The sequence below is a fragment of the Ulvibacterium sp. genome (assembly GCF_965248315.1).
Taxonomy (GTDB): Bacteria; Bacteroidota; Bacteroidia; order Flavobacteriales; family Flavobacteriaceae; genus Ulvibacterium.
In genome coordinates this window covers 1,090,661-1,106,552 of the sequence record NZ_CBDFIX010000002.1, presented here as the reverse complement: position 1 = coordinate 1,106,552, position 15,892 = coordinate 1,090,661, and the positions used below count along the sequence as shown (strand labels likewise).

The window sequence follows — 15,892 nt, the reverse complement described above, 5'->3', positions numbered from 1 at the left end:
AAATAGAACAGTCATGAAAAAAACAGTAGTCTTATTATTAGGCATCATCAGCCTACAGGTCGGTGCACAGAAAATCATTGAAGAAAATATTGATTATAAAAATCAATATATAGACGTGGATGTAAAATTCGCTTCTATGATAGAAGTAAAGTCATGGGATAAATCTTCGGTCTATTTTAAAGCTGAGATTCATACCGAAGACGAAAAATTCCTGGATCTCTACAATTTGGATATAAGCGCCAGCGATACCCGAATTGCAATTACTTCAGAAGCCGAACCTGTATTTAAGGCCTACCGTGAGGATTGTATCAAAAATAGTCCTAACAGGAAAAGATACTGCTATAACACGGGGGATTTATATGAATTCAATTACGTGCTCTATGTCCCTAAAAATGCCAGGGTCAAAATAAGTAGCATCAATGGGCATCTAAAATCCGAGGTTATTGAAGGCGATTTTACGGTTGACCTTATCAATGGGGATATCGAAATTGCCAAATATGCCGGAGAACTAGATCTAAGTACCATTAATGGGGAAATTGACCTTAAAATGATCGATGCCAATTTGGTTGCCGAGACCATCCATGGGGATATTTATGCTGATGAAAAGTTAAAGTTCAAATCTACCGACCGTCATGTAGGTCAGAAAATCTCCGGTCGCACCGCCAATGGCAGGAACAGCTTGCGCCTGAATACCATTAATGGAAATATGTATTTAAGGTTGTAACCCGTATGGTGAAACAAAGATTTGGCTCCTAAAACAGGTTTTGCACAAATGAGTACAAAAATAGACCCCATCCCAATACCAACAACAATCCTCCTAGTGGCGTGATGGGCCCCAAAAAGCGCCACTTTTTCCCTTTGGAGGTACTCAATGTAAGCCCGTAAATACTGAATGAAAAAAGAAAGGTGCCCAAAATAAAGCAGTAGGCCATATTTTTTTCCAAGGAGGTATTGAATGCAGAATTAAAGCCCAATATGATTAAGACAATTGCATGATACATCTGATATTTAACACCAGTTTCAAAGCTTTTCAATTGTTCTTCCGTAAAGGTTTTCTTTAGGGCATGTGCCCCAAAAGCACCAAATACAACAGCTAACAAACCATATAGGGCTCCCATAAATTGAACGAGCAGAATAGTCTCCATAAGATGCAAAGATAGCTCGAGAATTGGATTGATACACTATAAAAAGCCAGTTGGGAGAATTCTCCAACTGGCTTAGTGCAATAGTTATTATGTCAATATACTATTAGATTTGGCTCAACCCTCCATCAACGGACAACTCTATTCCATTTACATAACTGGCCTCTTCAGAAGCTAGAAACAAAACGGCATCGGCTATTTCCTTGGGGTTTCCGAAACGTTTTAAGGGATTTGCCTCGACAAAACCTTGTCCCATTTCGCTAACCACTTCCTGTGGCATTCCCATTTTGTCATAAATTGGGGTAGCAATCGGTCCCGGAGCTATGGAATTAATACGAATTTGACGTGGAGCGAGCTCTGTGGTCAGCACCCGGGCGTAAGCCCGTAAAGCTCCTTTGGTAGCGCTATAGACCGCTGCACCCTCAAACCCTTTTTGATGCACGATAGACGTATTGAAAATTATATTGCCTCCATCATTCAAATGGGGAATGGCATACTTGGTCAAGAAGGCAGGACCCTTGATATTAATATCGAATTGGGAATCAAAATGATCTTCGTCAATTTGATCCGCAGGTGCAAAAAAGGCTACCCCCGCATTTGCGAAGAGCACATCAATTTTGCCATAGGAATCAACGGCTTCTCGAATCAGTTTTTCATTGTCCCGTGGTTTGGATTGATCGGCTAGAACTGCTTTGAAATCACCTTCCAAGTCCTTGGCTACCTCATCCAGGGCTTCTTTTCTTCTTCCCGAAAACACCACCTTGGCGCCCTCGCTTAAAAAACCTTTAACGGCCTCCAAACCTATCCCGGAATTTCCTCCGGAAATCACTACTACTTTGTCCTTGAATTTACTCATCGTATTAAAATTTATTTTGAAACAATCGTTTCAAAAAAGGTTAAAAAAATTTACGCTAGTACTCTTAACGTGTTATCTATAATCTGTTGAAGCACATTTTTATCCTTAATCAATATTCCTGTCATTCTAAAGCCTTGGAAGGCATTGAACACAAAATAAGCATAACTTCTACAGTCTTGTTTCTTATTTATTATCCCCTGCTCCTGACCATCCCTTATCAAGCCCTGAAAAGTGGAAAGTGTATGTTCCTGTGTATCCAAAAGCCATTTCTTTAGGTCTCTGTCTTGATTGCCCATCTCGGACTTACAATTCATAACAAAGCAACCCTTGTCCTTTTCATCCCCTAATATCTCAGGCAAAAACCCCTCAAAAATGAGTTGTATGGCCTCTAAGGGATTTCCAGCCTCCACCAAGGCCTTTCGAAACATTCCCCCCGATTCCTTTTGATAGTAGGACAAGGTAGTTTGATAAAGCGCCAACTTTGAACCAAAGGAATTGTATATACTGGAACGATTTAGGCCGGTAGCGTCCACCAAATCCTGCATGGAGGTCCCGTTATAACCTTTTTCCCAAAAAACATACATGGCGCTCTTTAGTACCTTTTCCTTGTCAAATTCTGTTATCCTTGGCATTTTAAATTTTTGGATGGTCAAATATATATTGGAACAATCGTTTCAGAAAACTATTTAACAAATTTTTAATCTGCACTACAAAAAACCAACTTAGAAGTGGAAGGGCAGTCCCACTACAATTCACTAGAGTATAACAGTGATTTCCTTGTCGGACCGCAGCTCAAATGCGCATTCCGTAAAACTTGGAGGACCGAAGGTTTTCATTTTGGCATTGGAAAAACCTATCTTTTCCTTGGGTATGCCCAGCCAGTTACGATCAAGAACATCATTGCCATTCTCATCATGGAAAATGGCCACGGCATATTTACCTGGTGGAAGGCTCTCAATGGAAAGTTCGGTTGTGCCTTTTTGGGCTTTGGTACTATCAAACTTAAATACCCCTTCAAACTCCAGAAAGCCGTTTTCATTGGCATAAATGGCCACACTAATTTTGCCATTCGATGTTTTTACGCCTTCTATGGATATAGAAAGCCTATTTTGAGCCAAGCCAAACATTGGTACTAGTAGAAAAAGTAAAAACCTTTTTTTCATAGGTTCAAAAATAGGAAGTCCAATGCTTATAAACTCACTTTTTAGATGAAAATTGTAGGGGTAAGCTGTCCTTTTTGTTCTTTAGAAAAAGGTACATTTTTTCATTTTCCAAAGAATCCCTTAAATTCATGAAAAGCCTAAGCGAATCCCTATATACCAATTTTATCTTAGGGTTGGGAAAATGATCTACATATACGTACACTTTTTTGTCTGTTAGGGAGTCCTTGAACTCTCGGAACACACCTTTTTCCTTTTCCAAGGCAGAAAATCCATTAAGACGTTCCATAGGTGGGATTTTTTCTACCATCACTACACTGTCAAGCTCTGAAAAATCCACTTTGTTGTAGTAAAATCCAGAGAGTATTTGGATATCGTTGGCATTGGTCCTGATCCAATTTTTATAATGGGACGTAAGAGCCAGCAGACAGATGATAACGGTAATTACTACCAATACGTTCCAAAACCCATGTCTTTTTTTTGTTCCCATGTCGTCGCTTGCGGTCCCTAAATTACAAACGATCAAGGTGAATAAAAATTTTCGATCCCCCTAAATTATATTCTTAGGTAGAAAGGAGTCATTGTGTTACGCAGTATTGGGTCATCTAAATAATGGCAAATCCAAGAATCAACCGTGCAACTAGCTCCATACTCAACATTGGTTTTCAATACTATTTTCGATATTTCTGAAACCACGCCAGGGTATGCGCTATCTTGGTAATCAAATTGCTTGGCTTATTGGCAATGCCATGACTGGCATTTGGTATTTCTACCAAAACGGTTGGAATTTTTCGCAATTTTAGGGCATGGTACAACTGCTTGGCCTCACTAGGTGGCGTTCGCAAATCGTCCATTCCTACCAGAACCATGGTCGGCGTCTCTACATTGCCGACCAATGAAATCGGGGAAAACTTCCAGTAAGTCTCAAAACTTTCCCAAGGTTGTCCCGGGTAACGGCTGTTGGCATAACGGAAATAATTATCGGCGACCAGCGTTTTACTGATCCAATTCATGACAGGTTTGGCCACCACGGCCGCCTCAAAACGATTGTTCTTGCCTATCATCCAAGCTGACATAATTCCTCCGGCACTACCTCCTGTAACAAAAAGCTGGTCCTCATGGGCAATTCCTTTTTGGATACAATAATCCACTCCGTCCATGACGTCATTATAATCCTCTCCAGGATAATTACGATACAACAAATTGGCAAATTCCTCGCCATAACCGGTACTCCCCCGAGGGTTTGGATAAAAAACAATATACCCCGCGGCAGCGTACAATTGCATTTCGGCCGAAAAACGATCTCCATAATTTAAAATAGGGCCTCCATGATTTTCGACCAGGAATGGATATTTTTTAGAAGCATCGTAATTGGGAGGATATACCACCCATCCCTGTATATCCCGTTGGTCAAAACTGGAGGCATACCAGATTTCCTCCACCTTTCCCAAATTCCTAAAATCGAGCAACGCCTTATTAAGGGAAGTTATCCTTGCAGGAGTTTTTGCCTTGGATTTCAAAACTGCCAATTCGGAAGGATATTCCGGCCGGGTTTGGGTAAAGGCGATGGTCCCATTTTCAGATACACTGAAAGACCCTCCTGCATAGGGCCTACCAATGGAGGTACCCCCCATATTATCTGCTAATTTGGCAACCTTCCCGTTTAGGTTAATATGGCCAATTTTGGTATTTCCTTTATCGTCATAGGAAAAATAAAGGCCGTTCCCCTTGGAGTCCCAAACCAAATCCGAAACCGTCCTATCCAAATCTTGGGAGATTTCCTTTTGATCGCTGCCATCCTTGTTCATAATATGAACCTTACGTACTTGATAGGCCTGCCTCTTATCCTCAACACTTATATAAGCTATTTTTGTCCCATCCGGGGAAACCTTCGGATGGCCATCCGGCCCATCCCTATCCGTTAATGCTTTGATTTGCCCATCATAAACCCCAACCGAATAAATCTCACTATTTCTAAAGTCGTATTCCCAATCTTTGTTCCTATTCCCTGAAAAATATATACGTTGTCCATCCTTGGACCAGGAAAGGGTTCCTCTATGGTGAAAATCCCCAGAAGTCAATTGTCTTGGAGCACCACCATCTGCAGGAATCATAAAAATATGATTGAAACCCGGATCAATGTAACCCCGACCGTCCGCCTCATGATACAGCCTATCTGTGATTCTAGGTTTCTCGGCCCACTTGGCATCCTTAGGTTTTTTAGGCATTTTGGCTAAAACGGGCGGCTCTTTTTCAACGTTCATGGAAAAAGCGAGCTGTTGGCCATTAGGTGACCATGTTAAGGCACTAGGGTTAAAGGGAAGTTGTGTTACCTTGGCGATTTTGCCCGAAGCTATCCAGTGGATATAAATCTCCGATCCTTCGTTTGTACTGCTTACAAAGGCCAGGCGATCTCCTTGGGGGGACCAGCGTGGATTGGATTCGCTAACCTCCCGTGATGTTAATTTTTGATGTTTTGAACCATCGGTCTTTATCATCCAAAGATTTCCCGAAACTTTATCCTTCATGATATCAAAGGCCATTCTTCGGTAGACCACCCAATTCCCATCGGGAGAAATCTGTGCATCGGAAACATATTGGAGATCAAAAATATCGATATAGGAGAAATTCTTCTTTTGAGCCTTTATAGGTTGCCATAGGAATAGGAGAAAAAGTGAAAAAAGGAATCTTAGCATGGGAAAACGATTTGAATTCTTTATGAAAATAGCGTAAAGAGGTTAGATTAGCAAGCCTTTATGGGCTTTGTTATTCAAGGTAAAAAAGACATTTAGAAACAGAACACACTTAGTTTTCAAATCTAATATAGACTCCTCCTAAATTGAAAAGAGAATTCCAATTCCTTTCGCACCTCTTTATAAAATTGTATCTTTAAGAAGCCAAAAGATGACAAAACTTATTTCCATAACGACCTCCTTGCTCATTCTTTTTCAGAGCTTTAATATCCACATTAACGATTTGGTAGAATTGGATGAGCTCATTGAACATGCGCAATTTCATGCTGAGGAATATGGAGATAGCTTTTGGGTCTTTCTCTCCAAACACTATGGGGAACTTAAAGCTGAGCACAACCAAAAGCATCAGGAGGAAAAAAAGGAACATGAGGAGCTTCCTTTCCAACACCATTGCCATTCTTTGTCATTTTCGGCCTTTGTCCTGAACGACCCGGCACTCTATACTTCACATGTGGAAATAGCATCCCGTGATACTGGAAATTTCCATTATACCGATTCTTATTCTCCCCTACTTGGAGATGGACTCTTCCAACCGCCCAGAGACATATAATCCATACTGATATTCATCATTTTTAGGCGGGCCATTTCATATTAGTTTGCCATCAACCTTTATTCTATGGATTATGTTATCGCGCATCATCAAATTAAGTATACATAATAAGTTTATTGTTCTTCTTTCCACACTCTTCGTTATCTGTTTTGGGCTGTATTCCTTGACCCAAATACCTATTGGTGCCGTTCCCGATATTACCAACAACCAGGTACAGGTCATTACAACATCGCGTAACCTCTCTACCCAGGATATGGAGCAGTTCATTACCTATCCGGTAGAGTTGGAAATGGCCAACCTTCCCGGAGTTAAGGAAATCCGTTCCATATCCAAATTTGGACTTTCCGTGGTGACCATTGTTTTTGAGGATGCTATGGGCACGTATTTACCCCGTCAACTCATTGCCGAAAAAATAAAGTCGGCCTCTGAAAAAATTCCCACAGGTTTCGGCACACCAGAAATGGGCCCCATTAGCACGGGCCTTGGCGAAATCTATCAATATATCCTGGACATAAGGGAAGGCTATGAAGACCAATATTCGGTAACTGACCTCAGAACCATTCAGGATTGGGTGGTAAAGCGTCAACTCTCGGGCATACCTGGCGTAGTAGAGATAAATACATGGGGCGGTTTCTTAAAACAGTACGAGGTGGCCCTCAATACCGAAAAACTCAATGCCATGAATATTGATGCACGAGAGGTTTTTACGGCTTTGGAAAAAAACAACAGCGTGGCAGGTGGTGGATATATTGAAAAGACCGATCAAGCCTATTTCATTCGAGGCGAAGGACTTGCAGCTTCCTTAACGGATATTGGAAATATCGTTGTAAAAAATAGAAACGGTATCCCGGTTTATATCAAGGATATTGCAGAGGTAGGGTATGGTAACGCTACTCGTTTTGGTGCTATCACCGGAAACGGTGAAGGCGAAAAGGTATTGGGGCAGGTGATGATGCTGAAGGACGCCAACTCCAAAAAAGTTATTGATGCGGTGAAGGAACGGGTAGCCACTATTTCCAAAACACTCCCCGAAGGTGTCTATATCAATGCCTTTCTAGACCGTAGCGAGCTTATTTCCAAAACCACCTTTACGGTAGTCGAAAATCTGACCCTAGGTTGCCTTATCGTTATTTTTGTGGTGGTATTGCTCCTGGGCAATCTACGATCGGGATTTGTAGTAGCCTCTGTAATCCCATTAAGTTTGTTTTTCGCCCTTTCCCTCATGTACCTTTTTGGAGTAGATGCCAATCTGATGAGCCTTGGTGCCATCGATTTTGGGATTATTATCGATGGGGCAGTAATTATTGTTGAATTCATTGCTTTCCAAGTTAACCGGCAGCGTTCACAATTGAGTCCACTTTCCAAAGTGGAACAGCAAGAAAAAAGGGATAACATTACAATCAACAGTGCTTCCAAAATGATGAATTCCGCCATTTTTGGACAGCTTATCATCCTTATTGTCTTTATCCCAATCCTTTCCCTGAGTGGAGTGGAAGGCAAAATGTTCAAACCTATGGCGCTTACCTTCAGCTTTGCGCTTATCGGCGCCATTGTCTTATGCTTTACCTATGTCCCCGTGGCGGCAACACTTTTCTTAAGGTCATCCAAGGTCTCCGAAAAAAATATTTCTGTTCGGCTTATGAATAGGTTGCAAAGAGGATACGGGCCAATCATCGATTGGGCCTTAAGGAGCAAAAAATGGGTTCTTGGTATTTCTGGAATGCTATTGGTAATGTCAGGAATATTATTTAGTTCTATGGGAGGGGAATTTGTTCCCACCTTGGACGAGGGTGATTTTGTGATACAGCCCGTTTTAAAAACAGGCACTTCGTTGGAAAAGACCGTGGAAACCACGACCCAGATCGAAAAAATACTACTGGAGAATTTCTCCGAAGTAGCACAGGTAGTGACCCGTATAGGTGCAGCGGAAGTTCCTACGGATCCTATGTCCATGGAGGAGAGTGACGTTATCATTGTCCTAAAACCAAAAAGTGAATGGGTTTCTGCCAAGACCAAGGACGGATTGGCCGAAAGGTTCAAGGAAGCTCTTGCTGTAATTCCAGAAATGGAAGTAGAGTTTACCCAACCCATAGAAATGCGATTCAATGAACTTATCACCGGGGTGAGGGCGGATATTGCCATTAAAATCTTTGGGGAAGACTTGGATGTCCTTAGCAAAAAGGGTAACGAGATAAAGGAACTCATAGAAGATGTAGAAGGAGCGGCCGATATTTCCGTGGAAAAAATAGTGGGCCTTCCACAGATGAACGTCACCTACGATAGAGCCAAAATAGCACGCTACGGACTTAATATTGTAGACCTTAACGCTATGGTGGCCATGGGTTTTGCGGGCAGAAATGTAGGTAATGTTTATGAAGGGGAAAAGCGGTTTCAGCTTGTGGTACGGTTGAACAAAAACCAAAGGCAGGACATAGATAATCTTAAAAATCTATATGTAGATCTACCTTCTGGTGGAAAAATTCCTTTAAGGGAATTGGCCGATATCAGCCATCAAAAAGGAGCCGCCAAAATCTCCAGGGACGATACAAGAAGGCGTATTGTGGTAGGCATTAATGTTCGCAACAGGGATTTACAATCCGTAGTAAAAGATGTACGCCAATTAATCGATGAAAATTTGCGATTACCTGTTGGATACTTCGTAACCTATGGAGGGCAGTTCCAGAACCTACAAAGTGCGAAAGCGCGACTTTGGGTAGCCGTCCCCATAGCTTTATTGTTGATTTTCATTCTGTTATATTTCGCTTTTAAATCTGCCAGGGAAGCTTTGCTCATCTTTTCTGCCATCCCCTTGGCAGCAGTGGGCGGTGTACTACTGCTATGGCTAAGGGATATGCCTTTTAGCATTTCGGCCGGGGTGGGATTTATTGCACTTTTTGGAATTGCCGTACTCAACGGTATTGTACTATTGGAACATTTTAAGGAACTCGGACAACAATCTTTTGAAACCATGGAAGCACTCGTAAAACAAGGAACAAAGGACAGATTACGTGCAGTCTTGCTTACTGCCTCGGCAGCGGCCTTGGGTTTTTTGCCTATGGCGGTATCCACCAGTGCCGGTGCAGAGGTACAACGGCCTTTGGCCACAGTGGTCATTGGGGGCCTGGTCACGGCCACATTATTGACCTTGGTGGTCCTACCTGTACTTTACATCATTTTTGACAATCCAAAAAAAAGGTTGCCAAAAAAATGGATGAAGAAAAACAAAACAATACCCGTATTGCTCTTTGGATTCCTACTCCCTCTAATGACAAAAGCGCAGGAGCGACCGTTAGTATTAGAGGAATTGATATCTATCGCCCTGGAAAATAATTCAGGTCTAAAAGCGGCTAAATTAAATGTTGGCCAATCCGATGCTTTGGTATCCAGTGCTTTCGATTTTGATAAGACCGAGGTCTATTATCAATATGACGAAAACAACCTTACCTTAACGAACGAGCCTCTTCGTGTTTTTGGGATACGACAAGATTTTCTGTTCCCAACAGTATATTTTGCGAAAAAGCGACGGAACGAGGCTCGGGCCCTAATGACGGACAACAATTACGAGATAGCACAAAAAGCGGTAAAACGAGAAGTGGTCGCCGCATATTACACATATTTATACGCCGAGGAAAAGGAGGCCATTTTTAAAAGATTGGACAGCCTCTACCGAAATTCTTCCCGAATGGCACAGCGGCGTTTTGAACTGGGAGAAACCAATTATTTGGAGAAGATTACCGCACAGTCCAAAAAACGGCAGATGAGTATTCGTTTGGAACAGGCCATCCAGGAAATTGCCGCGGCCCGTACCAATTTGATGAAAATTGCTCAGGTAGACACTTTGCCCCCTATCGCCGAAATACCAATGAACCAAGTTGTTTTGCTTTCCCCGAACTTGTACAAAGCCCGGAACTAAAGTTTTATGAAAGCAATATCACCTTAATGCAGGCGGAACGTAGCCTGGCCAAACAACAATTGTTGCCGGATATCGGTCTTAACTACTTTCAAGGTACCACGCCTAATCTTACCGGTACGCTGCACGGGTATCAATTGGGTCTAAAGATTCCCCTTTTCTTTAGTGGACAATCGGCCCGAATAAAATCCAGTAAGATAGCCGAGGAGATAGCCGAAGAGAAGTCAAAAGACTATAAAATTCGGTTCAACGCGCGTTATGATGAGCTCATGGCCCAATATCGTGCACATGCAAAGGCTTTTGAATACTACGAAAAGGAAGGAACCCAGCTCTCCGAAGAACTTTTAAAGACGGCCGAATTGAGTTTTAAAAATGGGGAAATCGATTTTTTCCAATATATCCTAAGCCTTGAAAATGGCTACGAAATACAATTGGATTATCTGAATAGCCTTAACCAACTCAACCAAACAATCATTGAACTTAATTACCTAAACCTTTAAAATTCCACCTATGAAACGTTCATCTTATACATATGCCATAATCCTATTACTCTTAAACGTCTTGGCCTGCGGTGAAAGTAAAATTAATACGTCTTCCGAGGTTCATACGGAAACTCCCGTTGACGAACTTGTCATTACCTTGGAACAATTTGAGGAAAACGGGATGATGTTGGGCCATTTGGAGGAAAAACCCTTTCCAATAACCGTAAGTACCAACGGTAGAATAGATGTCCCTCCGGAGAACATGGCGGTGATAAATGCGATGATGGGGGGGTATATCAAAAAAACTCCACTTTTGATTGGAGACAGGGTAAACAAAGGTCAGCTTTTGGTTACCTTGGAAAATCCCGAATTTATTGCCCTACAGCAAGAGTATCTGGAAGTAAAAGAGCGATTAACCTATCTAAAATCCGAATACGATCGACACAAAATCCTTTTTGAAGAAAAAATTTCGTCACAAAAAAACTATCTAAGGACAGAAAGTGAATTTAAAACCGCCCAGGCCCAATATAATGGGTTACAAAAACAATTACAATTATTGAATATTTCCCCAAAGGAAGTGGAAAATGGCAATATCACCACAACCGCATCATTATACGCTCCTATTTCGGGAAGTGTCACCAAGGTATGGGTATCCAAAGGGGCCTACGTATCTCCTTCTTCCCCTATTTTGGAAATTGTAAACAATGAACATATTCATCTGGAATTGGCCGCTTTTGAAAAGGACATTATGCAAGTGGAAAAAGGGCAGCCCATACGCTTTAGAATTCCTGAAGCTTCTGACAAGACTTTTGAAGCGGAAGTATATTTGGTGGGGACGACCATTAATGAGAATCGTACAATTCAAGTCCATGCGCATCTAAAGAACGAGAAGGAGAACAGGTTTCTAATGGGAATGTTCGTGGAGGCAGATATTGTTACGGATCGGGTCCGGGCAACTGCACTACCCTCTGAGGCCGTTGTAACTATTGATGACAAAGCCTATGTGCTTCTTCTTGTTTCCGAAAACGACGGCAATTATCAATTCAGGAAACTGGAAGTACAAACCGGGCAAACCTATGCAAATTACATCGCTATTAAGAATGCGGAAAAATTGGATGCCAACCACCGGTTTTTGACTAAAGGTACTTTTGGGTTAATTGGGGAATGAGGTTTTATCCCAACCCTACGTCCAAGGTCATCATAATGATAAAACCACCGATGAAACCCATGGTGGCAATATCGGTATACTTATCCTGTTGTGTTTCGGGAATTACCTCCTCAACGACAACAAATATCATAGCCCCTGCCGCGAAGGAAAGGGCATAGGGTAAGATGGGCTGGAAGGTCAATACCGCCCATGCTCCTAAAACCCCGGCTATAGGCTCAACGATAGCAGAAGCCTGACCATAGAGAAAACTTTTATAGCGACTTAGGCCTTGCCTACGCAATGGCATGGCCACGGCAAAACCCTCAGGGAAATTCTGTAGTCCTATACCCAAGGCCAGTGCCACGGCCCCTCCGATACTTGCTCCTTCAAAACCAGCGGCAACACCTCCAAAAAGGACCCCTACGGCCAAACCCTCGGGAATGTTGTGCAAAGTAATCGCCAAGGTAAGCAAAGTAGTCCGGTGCCAAGGGGTCTTAACGCCTTCAGCTTCACTTTCCTTAAAATTTATGTGTAAATGGGGCAATATTTTATCCAATCCATAAATAAAAATGGCCCCTAATAAAAAACCAATGGCCGCGGGAACAACTTTAACAAAACCCTCGCCTGGGCTCATCTCTATCCCAGGTGCCAAAAGACTCCAAAAACTCGCAGCGACCATGACCCCTCCCGTAAAGCCGAGCATGCCGTCCAAAAGAGCCCTGTTCATTCCTTTAAATAAAAATACCAGGGCAGCACCACATGCGGTAAGGCCCCAGGTAAACAAAGTGGCATAAAGCGCTGCCAAAATCGGATTTATAGATTCAAAATAATCGATTACCTGTTGCATAGTTATTCCGTAATTTTAATATAGAGGTTGGCTGCAATTTGCTCGGAAATATGAATATCCTTACCCTTTATTTTTAGGTGCAGCGAACCGTCAAATTCTTCCTTGTCCAAAACTTGTATAGCATCACCCAAGGCAATACTGTTTTTATCCAAAAACTTTAAAAAGGGCGGTGTAGAATCTTTTACTCCCACACATATCCCTTCCGCACCTATGGGTACTTCGCTTAACAGTTTTTTGACCGCCTTTTTGAATTCACCTTCTTTTGAAGGTATGGGATCACCATGGGGATCCACTTGGGGATACCCTAAATGTTTGTCCAGTTGATCCACCAGCTTTTCGCTTTTTACATGCTCCAACTGCTCGGCTACTTCGTGTACCTCATCCCATGAAAAGTCTAGCTTTTCCACTAAAAACACCTCCCAAAGACGATGTTTTCGAACCAAGGTCAACGCCGTTTTGGTACCAAATTCCGTTAAGGACACTCCTTTATATTTTTTGTAGTTGACCAATCCTTTTTCAGAAAGTTTTTTGATCATATCCGTTACGGAAGAAGGTTTGGTTTCCATTTGTTCCGCTATGGCGTTGGTAGAAACGCTTTTACGTTCTCCCTTACCTAGATGATAAATGGCCTTAATATAATCTTCTTCGGAAAGTGTCACTTAAATTTCATTTTATACAAAAATACATTTTTATATGTAAAAACAAATTTTTAGTTTTGTCTAAATTTTAATTTACTGTGATGAAAAACAGATATGCTTACTTAGCTTCCTGGTCTTTCTTTGCACTTTGTACATTTTGTGTGTATGGGCAGAATGCTATTCTAACCGGTACGACGAGTTCCAATGGAGAAGCTGTTCCTTTTGTCAATATTCATTTGAGGAATACTACCCTGGGCACATCGGCGGATGATATGGGTGCCTATACATTACAAGGTATTCCTCCAGGGAACTATGAAGTACGGGCCACTGCCATTGGATACCTACCCTTTATTACACGAGTATCTTTATCACCAAATCAAATCAAAAATCTTCCTATACATTTGATGGAATCTTCAGAACAGTTGGATGAAATGGTGGTTACTGGTACGCTAAAACCAGTAAGCCGACTGGAAAGTCCGGTGCCTGTGGAAGTTTACAGTCCTACTTTTCTGAAAAAAAATCCGACGGCCAGTATTTTTGAGGCACTACAAAATGTAAATGGCGTTAGACCGCAAATAAATTGTAATGTTTGTAATACCGGAGACATTCATATAAATGGATTAGAAGGGCCCTATACCCTTGTCTTGATCGATGGCATGCCCATTGTAAGTGGATTGGGCACGGTATACGGACTTTCTGGAATTCCCAATTCGCTCATTGATCAAATAGAAATCGTTAAGGGCCCTGCCTCAAGTTTATATGGTAGCGAGGCGGTTGGCGGACTGATAAATGTTATTACGAAAAATACCTTGGAAGCGCCCGACTTTTTTGCGGATGGTTTTGCGACAGGTTGGGGTGAGTACAATCTGGATGTAGGCGCCAAAATTGAGTTCGGCACAAAAACTGATATGCTTCTGGGCATCAACTATTTCAACTATGATACCCCAATAGATAACAATGGTGACAATTTTACGGATGTGACCCTTCAAGATCGCATCTCCATTTTTCAAAAATGGAATTTCAGACGCTCGGAAAACCGCATTCTTTCCCTTGCCGGTCGCTTTTTTTATGAAGACCGCTGGGGTGGTGAAATGCAATGGACACCGGAATTTCGCGGTGGGGATGAAATCTACGGTGAAAGCATCTATACACGCAGGTGGGAGGTTTTAGGTAAGTATCAGCTGCCTTTTAAAGAAAAGTTATTGCTATCGTTCTCCTACAATGATCACAACCAAAACTCTGTATATGGTGATATGCCTTATTTAGCTGATCAGCGTATCGGTTTCTCCCAGCTAACATGGGACAAGGCTGTTGGAAAACATGACTTATTATTCGGAAGTGCCATTCGCTACAATTACTATGATGACAATACTCCTGCTACGGCTAACTTGAGAAATAATGAACCGGATGAAGTCTTTATTCCCAGTCTTTTTGCCCAAGACGAAATTCAATTGGCACAAAAACACAATCTTCTTCTCGGACTTCGCTACGATTATGATAGCAGGCATGGGAATATCTTTACCCCAAGAGCCGCCTATAAATGGAAATTGGGCGATAATGATATCCTACGCTTTAATACGGGAACAGGGTTTCGGGTCGTAAATTTGTTTACCGAAGATCATGCAGCCTTAACGGGAGCCCGAGAGGTAATCATTGCGGAAGAATTGAGACCGGAACGTTCCGTCAATTTCAATTTGAACTACATGAAAAAGATTTATGCGGACAATGGGACATTTATAGGTTTGGATGCTTCGATATTCTATACGTACTTCAGCAATGTTATCCTTCCAGATTATGATACGGATCCAAATCAGATTATTTATGATAACCTAGATGGCAAGTCCGTTTCCCAAGGTATAAGTGCAAATGTAGATGTAGTTTTCCCTATAGGCCTTAAAGTGCTCATCGGCGCCACCTTGCAAGATGTGAGTAATACCGAAGACGGGATTACCCAACGGCAAATCCTGACAGAAAGTTATACAGGTACCTGGAACGTTTCCTATGATTTTCGATCACTTCACCTAAGTGTGGATTATACCGGAAATTTATATGGCCCCATGCGCTTGCCCTTTTTGGGCGATTTGGATCCTAGACAGGAATTTTCTCCTACATGGAGTATCCAGAATATTCAATTCACCTACAAGGGTTTGAAAGATTTTGAGATTTATGGGGGTATCAAAAACTTATTGGACTGGACTCCAAACCGTGGCAATCCTTTTCTTATTGCCAGGGCCAACGACCCTTTTGACAGAAACGTAACCTTTGATGGAAACGGTGACGTGGTGGCCACTGCGGACAACCCCAATGCATTGACTTTTGATCCTACCTATGTCTATGGGCCCAATCAAGGTATTCGGGGATTTTTTGGAATGCGCTATCGATTGGATTGATGACCACCCGCCACAAC

Annotated in this window: 12 protein-coding genes and 1 pseudogene; 5 read left to right on the top strand and 8 right to left on the bottom strand. The window is 42.1% G+C overall.

Going from position 1 to position 15,892, the window contains the following annotated elements:
- The first annotated feature begins 13 nt into the window (after positions 1-13).
- Positions 14-724, top strand: coding sequence for a hypothetical protein (locus tag ACP2AF_RS06245; protein WP_425235376.1), 711 nt, complete (start codon positions 14-16; stop codon positions 722-724).
- Positions 725-752: 28 nt separating this feature from the next.
- Here the strand turns inward: ACP2AF_RS06245 and ACP2AF_RS06240 are convergent, their stop codons facing one another.
- The 6 genes from ACP2AF_RS06240 to ACP2AF_RS06215 all read right to left on the bottom strand — a co-directional run bounded on the left by ACP2AF_RS06240 (position 753) and on the right by ACP2AF_RS06215 (position 5,854).
- Positions 753-1,145 carry a DUF423 domain-containing protein gene (locus ACP2AF_RS06240; RefSeq protein WP_425235375.1) on the bottom strand — a complete coding sequence of 131 codons (393 nt, stop codon included), beginning with the start codon at positions 1,143-1,145 and terminating at the stop codon, positions 753-755.
- Between the two features lie 103 nt (positions 1,146-1,248).
- On the bottom strand, positions 1,249-1,998 hold the full coding sequence (locus ACP2AF_RS06235) for an SDR family NAD(P)-dependent oxidoreductase (RefSeq protein ID WP_425235374.1): 750 nt from the start codon (positions 1,996-1,998) through the stop codon (positions 1,249-1,251).
- A gap of 50 nt (positions 1,999-2,048) precedes the next feature.
- On the bottom strand, positions 2,049-2,630 hold the full coding sequence (locus ACP2AF_RS06230; RefSeq protein WP_425235373.1) for a TetR/AcrR family transcriptional regulator: 582 nt from the start codon (positions 2,628-2,630) through the stop codon (positions 2,049-2,051).
- Between the two features lie 123 nt (positions 2,631-2,753).
- On the bottom strand, positions 2,754-3,161 hold the full coding sequence (locus tag ACP2AF_RS06225; protein ID WP_425235372.1) for a DUF2141 domain-containing protein: 408 nt from the start codon (positions 3,159-3,161) through the stop codon (positions 2,754-2,756).
- 34 nt (positions 3,162-3,195) lie between these two features.
- A complete protein-coding gene (locus tag ACP2AF_RS06220; protein ID WP_425235371.1) occupies positions 3,196-3,648 on the bottom strand; it encodes a hypothetical protein in 453 nt (150 codons plus the stop codon).
- 181 nt (positions 3,649-3,829) lie between these two features.
- On the bottom strand, positions 3,830-5,854 hold the full coding sequence (locus ACP2AF_RS06215; protein WP_425235370.1) for a S9 family peptidase: 2,025 nt from the start codon (positions 5,852-5,854) through the stop codon (positions 3,830-3,832).
- A gap of 208 nt (positions 5,855-6,062) precedes the next feature.
- On the opposite strand from ACP2AF_RS06215, the gene ACP2AF_RS06210 reads away from it, so the two are divergent.
- From ACP2AF_RS06210 to ACP2AF_RS06200, 3 genes and pseudogenes are all read left to right on the top strand, one after another.
- Positions 6,063-6,461 (top strand): hypothetical protein, encoded by a 399-nt coding sequence (locus ACP2AF_RS06210; RefSeq protein ID WP_425235369.1) that lies wholly within the window; start codon positions 6,063-6,065, stop codon positions 6,459-6,461.
- A gap of 73 nt (positions 6,462-6,534) precedes the next feature.
- Positions 6,535-10,871 (top strand): annotated as a pseudogene (locus tag ACP2AF_RS06205) (CusA/CzcA family heavy metal efflux RND transporter).
- A 10-nt stretch (positions 10,872-10,881) separates the two neighbouring features.
- Positions 10,882-12,021 carry an efflux RND transporter periplasmic adaptor subunit gene (locus ACP2AF_RS06200; protein ID WP_425235368.1) on the top strand — a complete coding sequence of 380 codons (1,140 nt, stop codon included), beginning with the start codon at positions 10,882-10,884 and terminating at the stop codon, positions 12,019-12,021.
- Positions 12,022-12,025: 4 nt separating this feature from the next.
- On the opposite strand, the gene ACP2AF_RS06195 is transcribed toward ACP2AF_RS06200, so the two are convergent.
- The gene (locus tag ACP2AF_RS06195) at positions 12,026-12,847 is read right to left on the bottom strand and encodes a ZIP family metal transporter (RefSeq protein WP_425235367.1); all 822 of its coding nucleotides are present in this window, start codon (positions 12,845-12,847) and stop codon (positions 12,026-12,028) included.
- 2 nt (positions 12,848-12,849) lie between these two features.
- The gene (locus tag ACP2AF_RS06190; RefSeq protein WP_425235366.1) at positions 12,850-13,506 is read right to left on the bottom strand and encodes a metal-dependent transcriptional regulator; all 657 of its coding nucleotides are present in this window, start codon (positions 13,504-13,506) and stop codon (positions 12,850-12,852) included.
- A gap of 80 nt (positions 13,507-13,586) precedes the next feature.
- On the opposite strand from ACP2AF_RS06190, the gene ACP2AF_RS06185 reads away from it, so the two are divergent.
- Complete coding sequence (locus tag ACP2AF_RS06185) at positions 13,587-15,875, top strand: TonB-dependent receptor (protein ID WP_425235365.1); 2,289 nt, start codon at positions 13,587-13,589, stop codon at positions 15,873-15,875.
- Positions 15,876-15,892: the final 17 nt, after the last annotated feature.

Coding starts and splice junctions, on each gene's coding strand:
- ACP2AF_RS06185 (WP_425235365.1), top strand. CDS start 13,587: ATGAAAAACAGATATGCTTACTTAGCTTCCTGGTCTTTCTTTGCACTT.
- ACP2AF_RS06195 (WP_425235367.1), bottom strand. CDS start 12,847: ATGCAACAGGTAATCGATTATTTTGAATCTATAAATCCGATTTTGGCA.
- ACP2AF_RS06225 (WP_425235372.1), bottom strand. CDS start 3,161: ATGAAAAAAAGGTTTTTACTTTTTCTACTAGTACCAATGTTTGGCTTG.
- ACP2AF_RS06200 (WP_425235368.1), top strand. CDS start 10,882: ATGAAACGTTCATCTTATACATATGCCATAATCCTATTACTCTTAAAC.
- ACP2AF_RS06245 (WP_425235376.1), top strand. CDS start 14: ATGAAAAAAACAGTAGTCTTATTATTAGGCATCATCAGCCTACAGGTC.
- ACP2AF_RS06235 (WP_425235374.1), bottom strand. CDS start 1,998: ATGAGTAAATTCAAGGACAAAGTAGTAGTGATTTCCGGAGGAAATTCC.
- ACP2AF_RS06240 (WP_425235375.1), bottom strand. CDS start 1,145: ATGGAGACTATTCTGCTCGTTCAATTTATGGGAGCCCTATATGGTTTG.
- ACP2AF_RS06220 (WP_425235371.1), bottom strand. CDS start 3,648: ATGGGAACAAAAAAAAGACATGGGTTTTGGAACGTATTGGTAGTAATT.
- ACP2AF_RS06215 (WP_425235370.1), bottom strand. CDS start 5,854: ATGCTAAGATTCCTTTTTTCACTTTTTCTCCTATTCCTATGGCAACCT.
- ACP2AF_RS06210 (WP_425235369.1), top strand. CDS start 6,063: ATGACAAAACTTATTTCCATAACGACCTCCTTGCTCATTCTTTTTCAG.
- ACP2AF_RS06230 (WP_425235373.1), bottom strand. CDS start 2,630: ATGCCAAGGATAACAGAATTTGACAAGGAAAAGGTACTAAAGAGCGCC.